The organism is Alistipes sp. (assembly GCF_048465635.1).
GTDB lineage: Bacteria > Bacteroidota > Bacteroidia > Bacteroidales > Rikenellaceae > Alistipes.
In genome coordinates this window covers 1-18,194 of the sequence record NZ_DBFWLF010000004.1, presented here as the reverse complement: position 1 = coordinate 18,194, position 18,194 = coordinate 1, and the positions used below count along the sequence as shown (strand labels likewise).

Here is an 18,194-nt window from a genome sequence, read left to right as displayed (position 1 = left end):
ATTCTGCGGCCGGACTTTCCGCCGGAACCGACCCGGGAAACCGGCCGTCGGAAACGAAAAGGCTCTCCTCTCCTGCTACATTCCTCCGGCACGCGGGGCCGAAGCGTTCGGCGCGGCGGGGTTTGCGGAGAGGGCCGCGGCTGTCCGGTTTCCGGCCGTATCCGCGGCTGCCGCCGGACTTTCCGCAGGGGCCTGCGCACATTCGCAACCCTGTCCGGCGATGCCGCGCAGGAAGTCGGCCCCCACCACGATGCGGACCGCCTTGTGGAGCACCGAAAATTCGAGCGGGGTTTCGCCCAGCAGTTCGCCGTCGACCTCGACCGAGACCTCGGGCGAGGACTCGATGCGGATGCGGCTGCCGCGCTCCTTGAGGATGTGGCGGATGCGGTAGATGCCGCCGTTGAAGAGGTAGTGGAAGCGGAAGAGCACGTGCCAGAAGTGCACCGGGCGGATGAGCGACAAATCGAGCATGCCGTCATCGGCCACCGCTTCGGGCAGCTGCTGGATGCCGCCGCCGTTGTACTTGCAGATGCCGATAGCCACCGACAGCAGCAGGTTGTTGTAGACCAGCCGGTCGTCGACCCACACCTTGACACCCGTGGACTTGTAGCGGAAGAACGAACGAACCAGACACCACGTATAGCGCCAGCGGCTCTTGCGGCCCTTCTTCTTGAGGTGGGACAGGCGGCGGATGACGTAGGCGTCGAACCCCGCTCCGGCCACGTTGGCGATGTAGCGGCTCTGCCGGTAGTGCGACTCCTCGTAGGAGACCACGCCCACGTCCTGCAGGAACGAATGCCCCTCGCTGATGGCCCTAACGGCGTCCTTGATCCGGTTCGAGATGCCGAACGTGCGGACCCAGTCGTTGCCCGTGCCGACGGCCACCACGGCCAGCAGCACCTCGTCGGGGCGCACGGCCTGCTGGATGAACAGGCCGTTGACCACCTCGTGCAGCGTGCCGTCGCCGCCCACGACGATGATGCGGCGGTAACCGCCGTTCACGGCCGTGACCGTCAGTTCCGTGGCGTGGAATTTATGCTCCGTAAAGACCGGTTCGCACTCGATCTGCGCATCGCGCAGATGCTTGGAGATCTGCGGGAAGTCGTCCAGCCCGCGGCCGCCTCCGGCCACGGGGTTGACGATCACGAACCACTTCTGTCGGTCGGCTTCCACCGTCGCTACTTTTCGGGAATGTTACCGAGCGTGCGGACCAGGAAGTCGTAGAACCTGGCCACCGAGGCGATCTCCACCTTCTCGTCGGGCGAGTGGGGGTAGCAGATCGTGGGCCCGAACGAAATCATGTCCAGACCGGGATAGTTCGCACCGATGATGCCGCACTCCAGTCCGGCATGGATGGCCGTCACGGCGGGTTTCACCCCGTACAGCGCCTCGTAGGAGGCGGTCATGGCCTTCAGGATTGGCGACGACATGTCGGGATTCCAGCCGTTGTAGCTCCCGGTCAGCTCGACCGAGGCCCCGGCCAGCGAGAAGACCGCTTCGATCGCCTCGCCCAGCGCCTCCTTGGCCGTGTTGACCGAGCTGCGCAGCAGGCATTGCAGTTTGATGTTCCTGCCGTCGGAAACGACACGGGCCAGGTTGGTCGAGGTCTCGACCAGTCCGGGCATCGACTCGGACATGCGCTGCACCCCGTCGGGACAGCCGACGACGGCCTTCATCAGCTTCGCGGCCACCGACGGGTCGATCGTCTCCTGCGGGGCGTCGCACGGCTCGACGCGGATCGAAACGGCGTCCTCCACCCCGGCGTATTCGGCCGCAATCACTTTTTCGTACCGGGCAACCGCCTCGGCGAAATCCGCATAGTCGGCCGTAGGAACGAGCACGACGGCCTCGGCCTCGCGCGGGATGGCGTTGCGCAGTCCGCCCCCGTCCACCGAGCAGAGCAGCAGATCGCACTTCTTCGATGCGGCGTTCAGGAAACGGAACAAAACTTTGTTGGCGTTGGCGCGCTGGCAGACGATCTGGATGCCCGAGTGACCGCCCTTCAGCCCCTTGACGGTCATGCGGGCGGCGGTATAGCCGTTCGCGGGCGCCTCGGAAGCCGCATATTCGAATGTGATGTTGGCGTCGAGTCCGCCGGCGCAGCCCACGTAGAGTTCGCCCTCGGTCTCGGAATCGAGGTTGAGCAGGATGTCGCCCTTGAGCAACCCTTTCTCCAGTCCGAAAGCGCCGTCCATGCCCGTCTCCTCGGTCGCCGTGAAAAGCGCTTCGAGCGGACCGTGGACCAGCGTATCGTCCTCCAGCACGGCCAGGATGGCCGCCGCGCCGATGCCGTTGTCCGCGCCGAGCGTCGTGCCGTCGGCCGTCACCCACTCGCCGTCGACGTACGCCTCGATCGGGTCCTTCTCGAAATCGAACCGCTTGTCGTTGTTCTTCTGCGGAACCATGTCGAGGTGCGCCTGCAGGACGACGCCCTTGCGGTTCTCCATCCCCGCGGAAGCAGGCTTGCGGACGTAGACGTTATGCGCCGCATCCTCGCAGCATTCCAGCCCGCGCGACCGGGCGAAATCGAGTACGTAGCGGCGGATCGCCTCCTCGTGGCCCGAAGGACGCGGGATGCGGACGATCTGGGCGAAGTGTTTCCATACGAGCGCAGGTTTGAGCGCGGTTAAGTTCTTGTCCATGACTATTCTTTTTTAAGGTTCTTCTTCTCTGGCCGCTCGGCGGGTTCGGGGGTGCTCTCCTCCTGCGCATGGCGGTCGAAGGCGTCGACGATGTGCTTCACCAGCTCGTGACGCACGATGTCGCGGCGGTCGAACTCCACCATGCCGATCCCCTTCACTTCGCGCAAGAAGCGCATGGCGCGCACCAGACCGCTGTCCTCCTTCTTCGGCAGGTCGATCTGCGTCACGTCGCCCGTGACGATGAAGCGGGCGTTGCGACCCATGCGCGTGAGGAACATCTTGATCTGCGACAGGGTCGTATTCTGCGCCTCGTCCAGAATGACGAAGGCGTTGTCGAGCGTGCGGCCGCGCATGAAGGCCAGCGGCGCGATCTGCACGGTTCCCTCCTCGAGGTATTTGACCAGCTTGGCGGGCGGAATCATGTCGTTCAGCGCGTCGTAGAGCGGCTGCAGGTAGGGGTCCAGCTTCTCCTTCATGTCGCCGGGCAGGAAACCCAGCTTCTCGCCCGCCTCGACGGCCGGACGCGTGAGGATAATCCGCCGCACCTGCTTCTCCTTGAGCGCTCTTACGGCCAGCGCGATGGCCGTGTAGGTCTTGCCCGAACCGGCGGGACCCACGGCGAAGAGCAGGTCGTTCGTATCGTACGAGCGGACCAGCCGCTGCTGGTTGACGGTACGCGCACGGACGATGTTGCCGTTGTTGCCGTAGACGATCACATCCTTGTCGGCGGGCGTCTCGGGCTCGGCCGCGACGCCCGCGAAGCTCTGGTCGACCACCTCGGGGGAGATATGCCCGTATTTGAGGTAGTAGGCGACCAGCCCGCCGAGCCGTTTCTCGAAGCGGGCGACCTCCTGCTCGGGACCCAGCACCTTGAGCGACGAGCCGCGCGCCACGATCTTCAGGCCCGGATGCAGCGTACGAATCCGGTCGAGGTAGACGTTCTGCGCCCCGTAAATTTCGCGGGGATCGGCCCCCTCGAGGACAATTTCCTTACCGACAGCTTCCGTCATGCGTTAAAAGATGTATCCGAAACTGAGCGCCACGTTGTACGAACGCAGCTTGTCGAGCTGCCGCCCGTCGGGCAGCACCACGTCCTTTTTCCCCTTGAACTGGCCGTTGTAGCGCAGGTCGATGAGCAGGTGACGCATCAGCACGATGCTCGCGCCCACCGTATAGGAAACCGACGGACGCACCCGGCCGAAATCCAAAAGATCACCGCCCGACTTCTGCTTGCAGTCGTTCATCACCGTGAAGACCGGACCTGCGAAGATGCGCACCGGATGCAGCAGGCGCAGCGACGCCAGCACCGGCACGTCGATCGAGTTGGATTTGAGGTTGATCTCGTCGCCGCCCTCGGGACGGATGCGCAGCCCCTGCCGCACGTAGAGTATCTGCGGCTCGACGGCCACGGCGCCGAAGTTGATGGCCGTGACGATGCCGGCCTGCCAGCCGAGTTTGTTCTTGATCTCGGTCTGGTCCATGTTGGTGGTAAAGTCGGGGATGTTGAGACCTCCCACGAAGCCCCACTCCACGCGCGTGCGGGGTCTTTGCGCCGAAGCGGTGAGGGCCGCAGCGGCCAGCAGCAGGGTCAGTAAAATCTTGCGCATGCTATTTTGAGTTTTTGGTATTCAACCGGAACGAAGCCCAGAACATATATCCCACGCACAGGAGCGGAAACAACAGCCCGCAAGGCGCATAGCCGGTCCAGCGAATCAACGCCCCGCACACCGGGCCGGAGAGCGCTCCGGCCGAGATGGCCAGGATCATCAGCCCCGCCACGCCGTTGGCTTCGCGCTCCGCAACGGCTTTGGTCGCCACCGCATAGAAAGTGGCGAAGACGCACGACATGGCAAAGCCCAGCAGACCGACGATCACGTAGATCGCGTCGGCCTGACGCAGCACGAGCAGCCACGCGAGGGCCGCCAGCGCCAGCGCCATGTTGCGGTTGAGGTATTTCACGTCGGAGTAGCGGATCAGCACCCACGCACCGACCAGCGTGCCGACGATGCGGCAGGCGTAGAAACCCGTCGTGGTGAGGATCGACGAGGGGTTGTCGATCAGCCGCACGGCGACGAAGTTGATCCCCACGTCGGCGGCGATGAACGCGGCCACGCCCAGCGCCGAGAGCAGCACCCGGCGGTTGCGCAGCAGGCGGAAGCAGTCGGCCAGTCCGGCGGCACGGCCCGTTTCGGACGGTTCGGGGACCGCAGTCAGCTGCAGCCACACGCCGCCCACGACCGTCAGCGCGGCGTAGAGGGGCAGCAACAGCCGCCACGAACCCGTCCAGGCGACCAGCCCCGTGACGATGGGAGCCAGCAGCAACAGCGAGGTGTTGCGGAAAATCTGCCCCACGGTCAGGTAGCTGGTCATCCGCTCCGCGGGCACGATCGTCGCCAGCAGCGGATTGACGGCCACCTGAACGACCGTATTGCCGATGCCCAGCAGGCCGAACCCGGCGAAATACCACCCCAGCGAACTCCCTTCGCCCGCCAGGTAGGGAACCAGCAGGCCGACGATCGTGAAGGCGTAGCCCGTCAGCGCCGTGCGCTTGCGGCCCCAGCGGTTCATCAGCGCGGCCACGGGGGCCGAAAGCACCAGGAACCACAGAAAGACCATCGTCGGCAGGAAACTCACCGCAGCCTGCCGCTCGGGGCCGAACTCCGCGGCGATCCGGCCCGTGACGGGGGCCACGATGTCGCAGAAACCCATGATGAAGAAACCCGCCAATACGGGCCACAACAAGCGCTTATCGACTTTCCGAGAGTTCATAGCTTCGTTTTTTCCCATTTCGATTTTTCAAAGTTACGTTTTTTTGCGCAAACATCGAGCGTCGATCCCGATTTTTTCTGTCCGCACAGCGGCCCCTCCCCGGCGGACGGCGGTCCGGGAGCGTTGTTCCCGCGGGTATGGGGCGGGTTGCGGTCCGGACGGCGTTTTCACAAATTCCGCGCCCGGCGACTTGCGAATTTCCCGATTTTTGGTATATTTGTCCCTCGGTTGCAGCGGGGCTGCCTGCAAAAAGGCGGAACGTCTTGGAGCCGGTGGGGGGGGGCAATGGGATACAGCCCCACGATCCACTGACCGCTCGGAGGAGGCAGATCAGGTACGGGCAGCAGCCTGCGGAGGGGCGCGGAAAGCGGGCCTCCGCGGTCGGAGGCTGCGGCCCGCCGACCTATAGGTCGAAACAGATTAACCCAATTGTGGCCCAACGGCTCCGATGAGCCGCAAACCGGCGGCTGAGAGAATGCAACACAAAACCTTTATAGCAACTGTTTCGAATCGGAAACGGCACGCCGGGCGGGTTTTGTCACCATAACACACCTACGCAAACCGATACACATGCTGCCGCTTTTCGCCCATATAACCCTGCCGCTGGAGGACCCGATTCTCAAGTTCCTCCTGATTCTGGTCATCATCCTTGCGGCTCCGCTGCTGCTCAACAAGCTCAAAATCCCCTACCTGCTGGGACTTATCATCGCGGGTGCGGTGATCGGTCCCCACGGATTGAATCTCGTCCTGCGTGACAGCAGCATCATCCTCTCGGGCACGGCCGGACTGCTCTACATCATGTTCCTCTCGGGACTGGAACTGGACATGAGCGACTTCCGCAAAAACAGCTGGCGCAGCCTGGTCTTCGGTCTCTACACCTTCTGCATCCCGCTGCTGTTCGGCATACTGGCCGGGCACTACCTCTTGGGCTTCCCGATCTACTCCTCGATCCTGCTGGCCGGACTGTTCGCCTCGCAGACGCTGATCGCCTACCCCATCGTCAGCAAACTCGGCATCACGCGCGACAAGTCCGTCACGATCTCCGTCGGCGGTACGGTCATCACCGACACGCTGGCGCTGCTGCTGCTCACGGTGATCGTCGGGATGGCCACGGGCAATGTCGACGAGCACTTCTGGTATCGGCTGAGCGGCTCGGTGGCGGCGTGCATCGCGGTGATTGTCCTGCTGTTCCCGCCGCTGGCCCACTGGTTCTTCAAGCGGTGCAGCGACAACGTGGCGCAATACGTTTTCGTGCTGGTGATGGTCTTTCTGGGGGCCTACCTGGCCCATCTGGCCGGGCTGGAGCCGATCATCGGCGCGTTCCTGGCCGGACTGGCCCTCAACCGGCTCATTCCGCGCACCTCGGCGCTGATGAACCGCATCGATTTCGTCGGCAACGCCATCTTCATCCCCTTCTTTCTGATCGGCGTGGGCATGCTGATCGACTACCGCGCGTTCTTCCGCGACTGGGAGAGCATCGAGGTGGCCGCGGTGATGATCGTGCTGGTCACCTCGGCCAAGTACGCCGCGGCCTACCTCACGCAGAAGACCTTCCGTCTCTCGCGCGATCAGCGCACGATGATCTTCGGGCTCAGCTCGGCCCACGTGGCCGCGACGCTGGCGGCCGTGATGGTCGGCTACAACGTCGTGCTGGGTCAGACGCCCGACGGCGAACCGATCCGCCTGCTGGACGAAAGCGTGCTCAACGGCACGATCCTGATGATCCTGGCCACCTGCACCATCTCCACGTTCGCGGCGCAGCGCGGGGCGCACAACATCGCCGCCAAGGGCGAGCAGGCCGACCCCGAAAGCGAAGGCACGGGCGAGCACGTGCTCATCCCGATCTCCCGCGCCGAAAGCATCGGCGAACTGGTCGGGCTGAGCATCGCCGTCACCAAGCAGAAATACCGCAGTCTCTATGCGCTGAAAGCCATCGACAACAACATCGACGATCCCGACGTGCAGAAGCGTGCCCACAAACTGCTCGATCAGGCCGTCACGGCGGCCGCGGCGGCCAATATTCACCTCCACCGGCTGCTCCGCTACGACGTAAACGCCGTCAACGCCATCGTCAGCGTCGTGCGCGAACGCAACATCACCGACCTGGTGCTGGGCATGCACCGCGACGACGATGCACCGACGCTGACCGTCCCCGGCATGCTGGGCGCAGGCAGCCCCTCGCCGCTGGGCAAGCTCATCCCGGCCGTCATCGCCCAGTGCAACGTCACCACGTTCGTCTACCGCGCGGCGCAGCCCCTTCCGACCGTCCGCCGCCACCTGGTCATCGTGCCGCGCAAGGCGGAGCTGGAAGCGGGATTCCAAACCTGGGTGCTGCGCATCCGCCACCTCGCGCACGACACGGGGGCCAAGCTAATCTTCCACGCCACGGAGCAGACCGTCGAGCAGCTGCGCCGCAAGCGCCGCCGCGCCGACATCGCCTCCTACGTGGTCCATCCTCCCGAGGAGAGCTGGGACGAACTGCCCGCGACGCTGCTCGGTCAGGTCCGCCCAGACGACTGCGTGTGGATCGTCATGAGCCGCCGCGACCGCATCTCCTACCAAGCCGCCATGAGCCGCGTGCCGGGTTATCTGGAGGAGCAGCTGCCCGAAAACAGCTTCGTGCTGGTATTCCCCGAGCAGGCGGGCAAGACCGACAACCGCTATCTCTGAGGCGGACGGATTGCGACGACCGTCTGCAGGCGGATTACAGGCCGGATTCGGAGGCTCCGGCGAGGCCCCGGAAACGGCAGCCGCACGATTTTCCGGCGCATTTGGTTTTACGGACCGTTTACACTATCTTTGCACATTATAAACCTCGGCTCAGACAGGCCGCACTCCGGTACGTGTAGGAACGCACGCAGGTTCCGCCCGTTGCGCGTCGTCTTTGCAAACAAAATTAAAGGTGCTATGAATACGAAGGCATTGCTCGAACCGATGGGTTCCTGGGCGTGGTGGCGCTCGTGGTTCCTCATTTTCCTGGGGTGTTCGATTATGGGCGCGGGTTTCGTGCTCTTCATCAACCCCTACAAGTTCGTCCCCGGCGGCGTTTACGGCATGGGTATCGTCCTTCACAACATCTTCCCCTCGGTGCAGGTGGGTACGTTCGGCTACATGTTCGACATCCCGCTGATGCTGACGGCCATGCTCGTCTTCGGCGGGCAGTTCGGAACGCGCACGGTGCTGGCGGCCCTCTACACGCCGGGATTCATGAACCTTCTCACGCGGCTGGTCTATCCGGACGATCCGCAGGCGATCGAATCGCTCGACCCGTCGCTGCTGCTGGGCGGCCGGCTCGACCTGTCGCACGACCTGCTGCTGACGTGCATCATCGGCGCGGTGGTCGTCGGCCTGGGACAGGGCATCGTCGTGCGCCAGCAGGCCACCACAGGCGGCACGGACATCGTGGGCATGCTGTTGCAGAAATTCGCGGGCATCAAGTTCTCCACGGGCATCCTGCTGGCCGACGGTTTCGTCGTCCTGTCGGGTCTGGTGGTCATCGGCTTCGGTCTGGGACTGGGCGAGGCCGCGTCGAACGGCTGGATGCTGACGCTCTACTCGCTCATCACCATCTATATCTCCTCGCGGGTGGTGGCCTACCTGCTCGACGGCGCGTCGTACGACAAACTGCTCTTCATCATCAGCCAGCAGCACGCCGAACTCAAACGCTTCATCATCGAGGACCTCGACCGCAGCGCCACCTACATCCACTCGCGGGGCATGTACACCGACCAGTCGCGCGACATGATCTTCCTGGTCGTCAGCCGCAAGGAAGTGCATTTGGTGCAGCACAAGATCAAGGAGATCGACCCCAAGGCATTCGTCGTGGTGACCGACGCCTACGACACCTACGGCGAAGGCTTCAAGCCCTTCCCCGAAAAGGACGAGATACAAGCCCAGTAACGAATGAATCCGAATGTCAACACGCTGCGCCCGCTTCAGGGCGCGGGACGCAAACTTTTCATAGAAACGTACGGCTGCCAGATGAACGTCGGCGACACGGAGATCGTGGTGTCGCTGATGCAGCGCGAGGGATATGTCTACACGGATCGGATCGACCAAGCGGACATCATCCTGTTGAACACCTGTTCGATCCGCGACAACGCCGAACAGCGCATCTGGGGACGGCTGGCCGAGATACGCCGCTACCGCAGGGCACGGCCGGGCGTGGTGGTCGGGGTCATCGGCTGCATGGCCGAGCGGCTGAAGGAGCGCCTCGTCGAGGGCCCCGAGGGGGTCGACGTCGTGGCGGGACCCGACGCCTACCGCGACCTGCCGCGGCTGGTCCGCGAGGCGGAGGCGGGCGGCAAGGGGATCAACGTGCTGCTCTCGACCGAGGAGACCTACGCCGAGATCGCACCCGTGCGGCTCGACCGCAACGGGGTGAGCGCATTCGTCTCGATCATGCGCGGCTGCAACAACTTCTGCTCCTACTGCGTAGTTCCCTACACGCGGGGCCGCGAACGAAGCCGCGACGCCGAAACGATCGTGGCCGAGGCCCGCACGCTGTTCGACAACGGCTACCGCGAGGTGACGCTGCTGGGGCAGAACGTCAACTCCTACCGCTTCGGAGAGGTCGACTTTCCCGAATTGCTGCGCCTCGTGGCGACGATCTCGCCGCTGCTGCGCGTGCGCTTCGCCACGTCGCACCCCAAGGACCTGAGCGACCGGCTGCTGGAGGTGATGGCCGCCATGCCCAACATCTGCCGTTCGATCCACCTGCCGGCGCAGTCGGGCGCCAGCTCGATGCTCCAAAGGATGAACCGCAAATACACGCGCGAGTGGTATCTCGACCGCATCGCCGCCATCCGCCGCATGCTGCCCGACTGTTCGGTGACCACCGACCTGATCGCCGGATTCTCGGGCGAGACCGAGGAGGAGCACGCCGCCACGCTGTCGCTCATGCGCGAGGTGGGCTACGACTTCGCCTACATGTTCAAATATTCCGAGCGACCCGGGACCTACGCGCAGCGACACCTGCCGGACGACGTGCCCGACGCGGTGAAATCCCGCCGCCTTTCGGAGATCATCGCCCTGCAAAACGAACTGGGTCTGGCGAGCAACCGCCGCGACGTGGGACGCGAAGCGGAGGTGCTGGTCGAGGGGTTGTCCAAACGGGACCCCAACCAGCTCTCGGGCCGCACCTCGCAGAACAAGGTCGTGGTCTTCGACCGCGGCGACCGCCGGATCGGTGACTACGTGCGCGTCCGCATCACGGGCTGCACGGCAGCGACTCTGTTCGGCGAAGAGATCGCCGAACCGAAAAAAAATTAAGAACTAACCATTAAGAGTTACTATTTATGCGATTTGACGAACTTCCCCTGGAGGATGAAATCCTCGACGGACTTGAAGATATGCATTTCGAGGAGATGACCCCCGTGCAGGAGCACACCATCCCCATCATCCTCGAGGGGCGCGACATCATCGGCTGCGCCCAGACCGGAACAGGAAAAACGGCGGCTTACACGCTGCCGCTGCTGAACAAGCTGCTGCTGGAGGGCAACGAGGACAACGTGATCAAGTCGGTCATCATCGTACCCACGCGCGAGCTGGCCCAGCAGATCGACCAGCAGTTCCAGGGCTTCTCGTACTACCTGCCCGTCTCGACGACGGTCGTCTACGGCGGCGGCGACGGCAAGGGGTGGGACGTGCAGAAAAAGGGCATGCTGATGGGTTCGGACGTGGTGATCGCCACTCCGGGCCGCATGATCTCCCACATCCAGAATAGCGGCATCGACCTCTCGCACGTCGAATGCCTGATCCTCGACGAGGCCGACCGCATGCTGGACATGGGCTTTTCGGAGGACATCATGAAGATCGTGTCGTACATGCCCAAGCAGCGGCAGACCATCATGTTCTCGGCCACGCTGCCGCCGAAAATCCGCGAACTGGCCAAGACCATCCTGCACAACCCCGCCGAGGTCAACATCGCCATTTCGAAGCCCAACGAGGCCATCGACCAGTCGGCCTACGTCTGCTACGAAAGCCAGAAGCTGGGCATCATCCGCGAAATGTTCGCCGAGCCGACCGATTCGAAAACCATCATCTTCTCCTCCTCGAAACTCAAGGTCAAGGAGTTGGCCCATACGCTCAAGCGGATGAAACTCAACGTCGCAGCGATGCACTCCGATCTGGAGCAAGCCCAGCGCGAGGAGGTGATGCTCGCTTTCCGCAACAACAAAATCTCGATTCTGGTCGCTACGGACATCGTGGCACGCGGCATCGACGTGGAGGATATCGGCATGGTCATCAACTACGACGTGCCGCACGACCCCGAGGACTACATCCACCGCATCGGCCGCACGGCCCGCGCTGCGGCCTCCGGAGCTGCCGTGACGTTCGTCAGCGAAGAGGACCAGGGCCGTTTCCACCAGATCGAGAAGTTCATCGAGAAGGATATTCGCAAGGCGGAGCTGCCCGCAGCGGTGGGCGAAGGGCCCAAATATGCGCCCGACGAAAACCGGGGGCGCTTCGGACGCGGACGGACCGCAGGAGGTCGTCCGGGAGGACGGGGCGAACGCTCAGGAAGCCGCGGAGATCGTTCGGGAGGCCGCGGAGAACGCTCGGGCAGTCGGGGCGAGCGCTCGGGCCGCGGCGAGCGGTCAGGCGGCGAGAGGAAGCGGTCGGAAGGACGACCCGAGACGGCGCAGGCCCCCACTTCGGAGGCTACGGCAGGTGTGAATCCGTCTGCCCCGCTCGATAACGACCACGCGTCGGGACGCGGCGAGGGCAACCGGGGTTCGCGCGACCGCAAACGCCGCGGAGGCCGCAACCGCCGCGGGAACGGCGGCAAAACCGCGGACGAGGGCACGCCCCAGTCGGGCGGAAGCGTCCCGCAGGCAGGAGGCGGAGGCACTTCTGCGGAGTAATTCTTGCTTCCGTACAACAGTTACCGTGTCCCTCGGGGCACGGTTGTTTCTATGGAGGAGCGGTTACTGCCCCTCTGTGCGTTTACGGGAAAAATAAAACAATATACTATTGCATAGCTATTCTGCATGAGAATGAAATGATCGGGGCAGCCGTCGGCCCCGGCAGCCCGCAGCCGCCCGGTGCGGAGGGCTGCACTCCACATTCGTTTCGTTTGGCCTCCGCCGGCTGCAGGCTGAGAAAGCAATAAATAATTGCAATTATCTCGGAAGGCCTTTATAAATATACATTCGGGGCGGACAGACCCGGCAGCCCGCAGCCGCCCGGTGCGAAGGGTTGCATTTGACCTGCGGCCCAACCTTCGCCCTCTGCGGACTGCAAAATGCAATCGGAGTGAATTATCGCTGCCGGAAATCCTTGCCCCCGCCGCGTAAAAAATGGTTTATTTCTGCCGGAAATAGATCTGCATCGGCACGCCGGCGAAATCCCAGCGGTCGCGGATGTTGTTCTCCAGAAAACGCCGGTACGGCTCCTTGATATACTGCGGCAGGTTGACGAAGAACGCGAACTGAGGCGTCGGCGTGGGAAGCTGAGTCACGTACTTGATTTTGATGTATTTGCCTTTAGTGGCCGGCGGCGGATAGTTCTCGATCAGCGGCAGCAGCACCTCGTTAAGTTCCGAGGTCGGGATGCGGCGTTTGCGCGACTGGAAGACGCGGATGGCCGTTTGCAGTACGTCGAGAATGCGCTGTTTGGTGAGCGCCGAGGTGAAGATGATCGGAATGTCGTTGAACGGCGCGAGCTTCTTCTTCAGAAACTCGGTCCACTCCTTCATCGTATTGTTCTCCTTCTCGATCAAATCCCACTTGTTGACCACGATCACGCACCCCTTGCGGTTGCGGACGATCAGGTTGTGGATATTGAGGTCCTGCGATTCGAGTCCCTGCTGCGCGTCGAGCATCAGGATGCAGACATCCGAACTCTCGATGGCGCGGATCGAGCGCATCACGGAGTAGAACTCCAGGTCCTCCATCTCCTTGCCCTTCTTGCGCATGCCGGCAGTGTCGACCAGGTAGAAATCCATGCCGAACTTGTTGTAGCGCGTATGGATCGAGTCGCGCGTGGTTCCGGCCACCGAAGTCACGATATTGCGCTCCTCGCCCAGCAGGGCGTTGGTCATCGACGATTTGCCGACATTGGGCCGTCCGACGATGGTGATGCGCGGCAGGTCGTCGTCCGCCTCGGCCTGCGTGTCGGCGGGCAGCGCCGCGAGGATGGCGTCCATCAGATCGCCCGTGCCGCTTCCGGACATCGAGGAGATGCAGTAGGGATCGCCCAACCCCAGCGCGTAGAACTCGTGCGAGGAGTAGATCTGCTCGTTGGTGTCGACCTTGTTGCAGACCAGGATTACCTTTTTGGAGGTGCGGCGCAGAATGTCGGCCATCAGCGCGTCCAGATCGGTGATGCCCGTGCGCACATCGACCAGAAAGAGGATTACGTCCGCCTCGTCGATGGCCAGGAGCACCTGACGGCGGATCTCGCTCTCGAAGACGTCCTCCGAATTGACCGTGTAGCCGCCCGTGTCGATCACCGAGAACTCGCGTCCGTTCCAGTCGGTCTTGCCGTAGTGGCGGTCGCGCGTGGTTCCGGCCGTCGCGTCCACGATGGCCTTCCGCTCTCCTACAAGGCGGTTGAAGAGGGTCGATTTGCCCACGTTGGGGCGTCCGACGATTGCTACCAGGCTCATACGCTATACTTTTTATTTAGGGTGCAAAGGTACGAATTTCTTCCGAAAACGCCGTTCCCCGCCCCCGGTTTTTTCCACCGCAGCTTCCACATCCGGAATTTTTGATTATATTTGCATCTATAAACCCACTTGCGTGACCGCATGATACTGACCTACTACACCGCTACGACGATGATTATCATCGCCTATCTGTTAGGCTCGATTCCGAGCGCTGTCTGGATCGGCAAAAAATATTACGGCATCGACATCCGCGAGCACGGCTCGAAGAACGCGGGCACGACCAATATGCTGCGCGTGCTGGGCCGCCGGGCCGCCCTGCCGGTCTTCGCACTGGACTTCCTGAAGGGATTCGTGGCGGTCACCATCATCGAAATGCTCAAATACGACGTCCACATCGGCGACAACGACCTGATCAACCTCAAGATCGTCGCCGTGTTCGCCGCCGTGCTCGGGCACATCTTCCCCATTTTCGCCGGATTCCGCGGCGGCAAGGGCGTGGCAACGCTCGTCGGGGCCGTGACAGGCATCTACCCGCCCGTGGCGCTGCTCTGCTTCGGGGTGTGGTTCGTGGTGCTGATGGTCTCGCACTACGTCTCGCTCGCCTCGCTGATCGCCGGCTGCTGCTTCCCTGTCTTCACGCTCATCTCGCCCAAGGTCAACGAGTCGATCCCCTTCGACGTCTTCTCGTTCGTGATCGCCATTCTGCTGATCGTCACCCACCGCAAGAACATCCGGCGGCTGATCGCGGGAACCGAATCGAAAACCTACATCTGGCGGCAGCGGCCCGTGAAAATCGACCCCGAGAAAGATGCCGGCGCGAAGAGCCCCGACGACCCGACGCAAGGGAAATAACCACGTAATACCGACCCGCCCATGTTACAGGAGAACCTCATCCGGATTTACGAGCAGAGTTTCCGCGAAAACCGCGAAATGCCGGCGCTGACCGACTACTTCAAAAACGAAGAGTTCTCGTACTACGAAATGGCGAAGGAGATCGCCAAACTCCACCTGATTTTCAAGAAAGCGGGCATCAAGCAGGGCGACAAGATCGCCCTGATCGGCCGCAACAACCCCCGCTGGTGCATCACCTACATCGGCACGATCACCTACGGCGCAGTCATCGTGCCCATCCTGCAGGACTTCACCCCCTCGGACGTCATCCATATCGTCAACCACTCGGAGAGCCGCCTGCTGTTCCTGGGCGACAACTTCTGGGACGTGATCGAGGAGGACCAGATCCGACAGATCGAGGCCGTCTTCTCGCTGACCGACTTCCACGTCATCTACGAACGCGACGGCAAGGCGCTGACCAAGTTCCAGCGCGACATCCTGAAGAACTACCGCGCCAAATACCCGCGCGGCTTCAGCATCAACGACATCAAATACCCCGAAATACCCAACGACCGGGTAATCCTGCTCAACTATACGTCGGGAACCACCGGCTACTCGAAAGGGGTGATGCTTACGGTCAATAACCTGACGGGCAACGTGCTGTTCGCCATGTCGGCGCTCAATACGCAGACCGGCACGCTCTATTTCCAGAAAGGCGGCCGCACCCTCTCGTTCCTGCCGCTGGCCCACGCTTACGGCTGCGCGTTCGACTTTCTGGCCCCGCTGGCCGTGGGCGGACACATCACGCTGCTGGGCCGCATCCCCTCGCCCAAGATTCTGCTCGAAGCGATGGCCGTCGTCAAGCCGACGATCATCTGCTGCGTGCCGATGATCCTCGAAAAGGTCTACCGCAAGCAGGTGCTTCCGCTGCTCGAGAAAGGTCCCATGTCGATCGCCATGAAGATTCCGCTGCTCAACACGGCCATCCACTCGGTAATCCGCAAGAAACTGATGGACGCCTTCGGCGGCAACGTCACGATCTTCATCGTGGGCGGCGCACCGATGAACCAGGAGACCGAGGCGTTCCTGATGAAGATTCGCTTCCCGATCACCATCGGCTACGGCATGACCGAGTGCGCCCCGCTCGTCAGCTTCGCGCCCGACAACGAGTTCAAGGCCGGATCGTGCGGGCGCTACATCCGCGAGATGCTCGAGGTGAAGATCGACTCGCCCGACCCGGAGCACGTGGCCGGCGAGATCGTCGTCCGCGGCGAGCACGTCATGGCCGGCTACTACAAGAACGACAAGGATACGCAGAAGGTGCTCGACGCCGACGGCTGGCTCCACACGGGCGACATGGGCACGATGGACGCGGACGGCACGCTCTACATCCGCGGCCGCTCGAAGACCATGATCCTTTCGGGCAACGGGCAGAACATCTACCCCGAAGAGATCGAGGACAAGCTCAACAACATGTATATGGTGCTCGAATCGCTTGTTGTAGACGCGGGGAACGGTCGGCTCAAGGCGCTCGTGGTTCCCGACTACGAGCAGGCCGAGAAGGAGGGTGTCGACAAGAACGACCTGCCGCAGATCATGCAGAACAACCTCGAGGAGCTGAACAAACTGCTGGCCGCCTACGAGCGGGTTTCGGAGCTGGTGATCTACCCCACCGAGTTCGAAAAGACCCCCAAACGAAGCATTAAACGCTACCTCTACAGCCCATCGCTGCTGAGTAAGTAATCCGCGCTGCCGCAGGCAACTGAAGCTCTTCGCCTTTGATATCCGGAAAGCCTCCGCCGTTTACTCCTCACGGTCGGATTAAATTTAATATTGCATAGGTTGTAGCTTTTATTTACTTCTTGATTATCCGACCGCAGGCTGCGCCCGAAAACAAAGCGTTCCTACAATCTTAATCTGCGGCGCTGTGTGCCGCACCTGCTCGCGCACTTCTGGAAACGGCGGGAATTGCGGTTGTCCGACGCCGAGCGCCCGGAACGGGTGTGCGATATGCTTTAGCGTTCATGCCCGTTCAGCGAGGCGGAGGACGGACGCCCGCCGTTTTCTGCGTGCGCGGTTCTTTCGCCCTTTCTTCTAAAGAAAGGGCAAGAACGTTTAGTTCGAAGAACCGGCGAGCCGCAGCCGCCGGGCGCGGAGGCCCAGGCGGATAATCGCACCGCCCGGTCAGGGATTCCACCAACGTAAATACGCTTTCGATCGCCGAATCTCGCGGCGTCCCGCCGCGTCTGCAAATCTGATCCCACCCCTGCCCCCTCGCTCGGGAGGGACGAAGAACATCAGATATGAATTTTTGCATGCCGGCAGCGGCTCGAAGAGCCGGCGGGCCGCAGCCTCCGGCGGCGGAGGCCCGCTTTTCGCGTGCACTCCGCAGGCTGCTGCCCGAGAGTACTGAACCAAACCGTCAATAAGAGGCCACGCATCACCGTCCTTCGCAGGCTGCGGCCCTCCACACCTTTATACAAAAAACGGAAAGATTCCTCTTTCCGTCAGGTTTAATTATTTCTCATTTGGGGGATAGTTCAACGGGGCGAAAAACTCGTCGAGAGTAATCCCATAGAACCTACAAAATATTGCAAGCGAACCTATTGAGGGAACATATCTCCCCGATTCAAAATGTGGAATATCCAATTTTGTATTTTCGACAACATATTCTTGCGAATGATTATGAATTTTACGTATTTCTTTAATACGCAGAATAATCATATCGTATAATATATCGTCTCTTCGTTGTTTCATTGATACAAAAGAATAAATCAATACATTTTTTTACACTGGTGCTTGCACCCTTGAAATCTTTTTTTTACATTTGCATCAGCAACAACCTAATATGATTGCAGAAATTATGCTAACTTTGCCAATAGACATTTCGGCATAGCCGAAAGACATAATAAAGAGTAGCAACTCTTTATACCGTTTCGAGAAATTAGGCACTTTTCGTGAGTGGGTATAAATGTTGCCAGCCCTTGTTTTGTTCCGTCCGAAAGGACGGAACTTGCAAGGGCGCGGTACATTTCCTCACTCCGGGTCGCCTAATACCTTCGAACGGGATTTGTACTCGCGTCCCTTGCTTTTTTATGCCTTTTATGAAAAGGCGACCGATCACCCTCGATCGGAAACCGGGGACGTGGCAGCGCATAACGCCCGTCTTTTTTTGTGTCCTCATCCCAACTTTCACCTATGAAATCGCTGAAAGACTATGCCGATGATCCGGGGATTTGCGAATACCTCGAAACGCTGATCTTCCGCTCGCAGCTGCTCGATTACTTCGAGACCCTGCGCCGGGAGGCACACCACGTCTATGCGCTGCTGATGCAGGCTCC

General features: G+C 61.6%; 12 protein-coding genes. 6 read left to right on the top strand and 6 right to left on the bottom strand.

The genetic code is table 11. The features are described 5' to 3' along the window. Positions 1-75: 75 nt before the first annotated feature. From ACMO9O_RS00135 to ACMO9O_RS00115, 5 genes are read right to left on the bottom strand one after another with little or no spacing between them, the layout of a single operon-like run. Positions 76-1,173: a diacylglycerol/lipid kinase family protein gene (locus tag ACMO9O_RS00135; RefSeq protein ID WP_418981577.1), complete on the bottom strand. Its 1,098-nt coding sequence runs from the start codon at positions 1,171-1,173 to the stop codon at positions 76-78. Positions 1,174-1,178: 5 nt separating this feature from the next. Continuing rightward, positions 1,179-2,642, bottom strand: coding sequence for an aminoacyl-histidine dipeptidase (locus ACMO9O_RS00130; protein WP_418981576.1), 1,464 nt, complete (start codon positions 2,640-2,642; stop codon positions 1,179-1,181). 2 nt (positions 2,643-2,644) lie between these two features. Continuing rightward, positions 2,645-3,652 (bottom strand): PhoH family protein, encoded by a 1,008-nt coding sequence (locus ACMO9O_RS00125; protein WP_418981575.1) that lies wholly within the window; start codon positions 3,650-3,652, stop codon positions 2,645-2,647. Between the two features lie 3 nt (positions 3,653-3,655). Beyond that, positions 3,656-4,249, bottom strand: a complete 594-nt coding sequence (locus tag ACMO9O_RS00120; protein WP_418981574.1) for a porin family protein — start codon at positions 4,247-4,249, stop codon at positions 3,656-3,658. A gap of 1 nt (position 4,250) precedes the next feature. Continuing rightward, the gene (locus ACMO9O_RS00115; protein WP_418981573.1) at positions 4,251-5,411 is read right to left on the bottom strand and encodes an MFS transporter; all 1,161 of its coding nucleotides are present in this window, start codon (positions 5,409-5,411) and stop codon (positions 4,251-4,253) included. Positions 5,412-5,981: 570 nt separating this feature from the next. Between ACMO9O_RS00115 and ACMO9O_RS00110 the strand changes: the two genes are divergently transcribed. From ACMO9O_RS00110 to ACMO9O_RS00095, 4 genes are all read left to right on the top strand, one after another. Further along, complete coding sequence (locus ACMO9O_RS00110) at positions 5,982-8,081, top strand: cation:proton antiporter (RefSeq protein ID WP_418981572.1); 2,100 nt, start codon at positions 5,982-5,984, stop codon at positions 8,079-8,081. 237 nt (positions 8,082-8,318) lie between these two features. After that, a complete protein-coding gene (locus ACMO9O_RS00105; protein WP_418981570.1) occupies positions 8,319-9,311 on the top strand; it encodes a YitT family protein in 993 nt (330 codons plus the stop codon). Positions 9,312-9,314: 3 nt separating this feature from the next. After that, a complete protein-coding gene (gene miaB / locus ACMO9O_RS00100) occupies positions 9,315-10,682 on the top strand; it encodes a tRNA (N6-isopentenyl adenosine(37)-C2)-methylthiotransferase MiaB (protein ID WP_418981568.1) in 1,368 nt (455 codons plus the stop codon). A 26-nt stretch (positions 10,683-10,708) separates the two neighbouring features. Then, the gene (locus ACMO9O_RS00095) at positions 10,709-12,277 is read left to right on the top strand and encodes a DEAD/DEAH box helicase (protein WP_418981566.1); all 1,569 of its coding nucleotides are present in this window, start codon (positions 10,709-10,711) and stop codon (positions 12,275-12,277) included. 440 nt (positions 12,278-12,717) lie between these two features. Here ACMO9O_RS00095 and der read toward each other — a convergent pair whose 3' ends face one another. Further along, positions 12,718-14,022, bottom strand: coding sequence for a ribosome biogenesis GTPase Der (gene der, locus ACMO9O_RS00090; RefSeq protein WP_418981564.1), 1,305 nt, complete (start codon positions 14,020-14,022; stop codon positions 12,718-12,720). A gap of 141 nt (positions 14,023-14,163) precedes the next feature. Here der and plsY point away from each other — a divergent pair, with 141 nt between their 5' ends. Both plsY and ACMO9O_RS00080 read left to right on the top strand, forming a co-directional pair. After that, entirely contained in the window at positions 14,164-14,874 is a 711-nt protein-coding gene (plsY, locus tag ACMO9O_RS00085) for a glycerol-3-phosphate 1-O-acyltransferase PlsY (protein ID WP_418981562.1), read from the top strand. Between the two features lie 21 nt (positions 14,875-14,895). Then, complete coding sequence (locus tag ACMO9O_RS00080; protein WP_418981560.1) at positions 14,896-16,596, top strand: AMP-binding protein; 1,701 nt, start codon at positions 14,896-14,898, stop codon at positions 16,594-16,596. The last annotated feature ends 1,598 nt before the right edge of the window (positions 16,597-18,194 follow it).

What these genes read in the sequence shown, in the direction of transcription:
- ACMO9O_RS00095 (WP_418981566.1), top strand. Translation starts at nt 10,709, where the DNA reads ATGCGATTTGACGAACTTCCCCTGGAGGATGAAATCCTCGACGGACTT.
- plsY (WP_418981562.1), top strand. Translation starts at nt 14,164, where the DNA reads ATGATACTGACCTACTACACCGCTACGACGATGATTATCATCGCCTAT.
- ACMO9O_RS00110 (WP_418981572.1), top strand. Translation starts at nt 5,982, where the DNA reads ATGCTGCCGCTTTTCGCCCATATAACCCTGCCGCTGGAGGACCCGATT.
- ACMO9O_RS00080 (WP_418981560.1), top strand. Translation starts at nt 14,896, where the DNA reads ATGTTACAGGAGAACCTCATCCGGATTTACGAGCAGAGTTTCCGCGAA.
- ACMO9O_RS00105 (WP_418981570.1), top strand. Translation starts at nt 8,319, where the DNA reads ATGAATACGAAGGCATTGCTCGAACCGATGGGTTCCTGGGCGTGGTGG.
- ACMO9O_RS00125 (WP_418981575.1), bottom strand. Translation starts at nt 3,652, where the DNA reads ATGACGGAAGCTGTCGGTAAGGAAATTGTCCTCGAGGGGGCCGATCCC.
- miaB (WP_418981568.1), top strand. Translation starts at nt 9,315, where the DNA reads ATGAATCCGAATGTCAACACGCTGCGCCCGCTTCAGGGCGCGGGACGC.
- ACMO9O_RS00115 (WP_418981573.1), bottom strand. Translation starts at nt 5,411, where the DNA reads ATGAACTCTCGGAAAGTCGATAAGCGCTTGTTGTGGCCCGTATTGGCG.
- ACMO9O_RS00120 (WP_418981574.1), bottom strand. Translation starts at nt 4,249, where the DNA reads ATGCGCAAGATTTTACTGACCCTGCTGCTGGCCGCTGCGGCCCTCACC.
- ACMO9O_RS00130 (WP_418981576.1), bottom strand. Translation starts at nt 2,642, where the DNA reads ATGGACAAGAACTTAACCGCGCTCAAACCTGCGCTCGTATGGAAACAC.
- der (WP_418981564.1), bottom strand. Translation starts at nt 14,022, where the DNA reads ATGAGCCTGGTAGCAATCGTCGGACGCCCCAACGTGGGCAAATCGACC.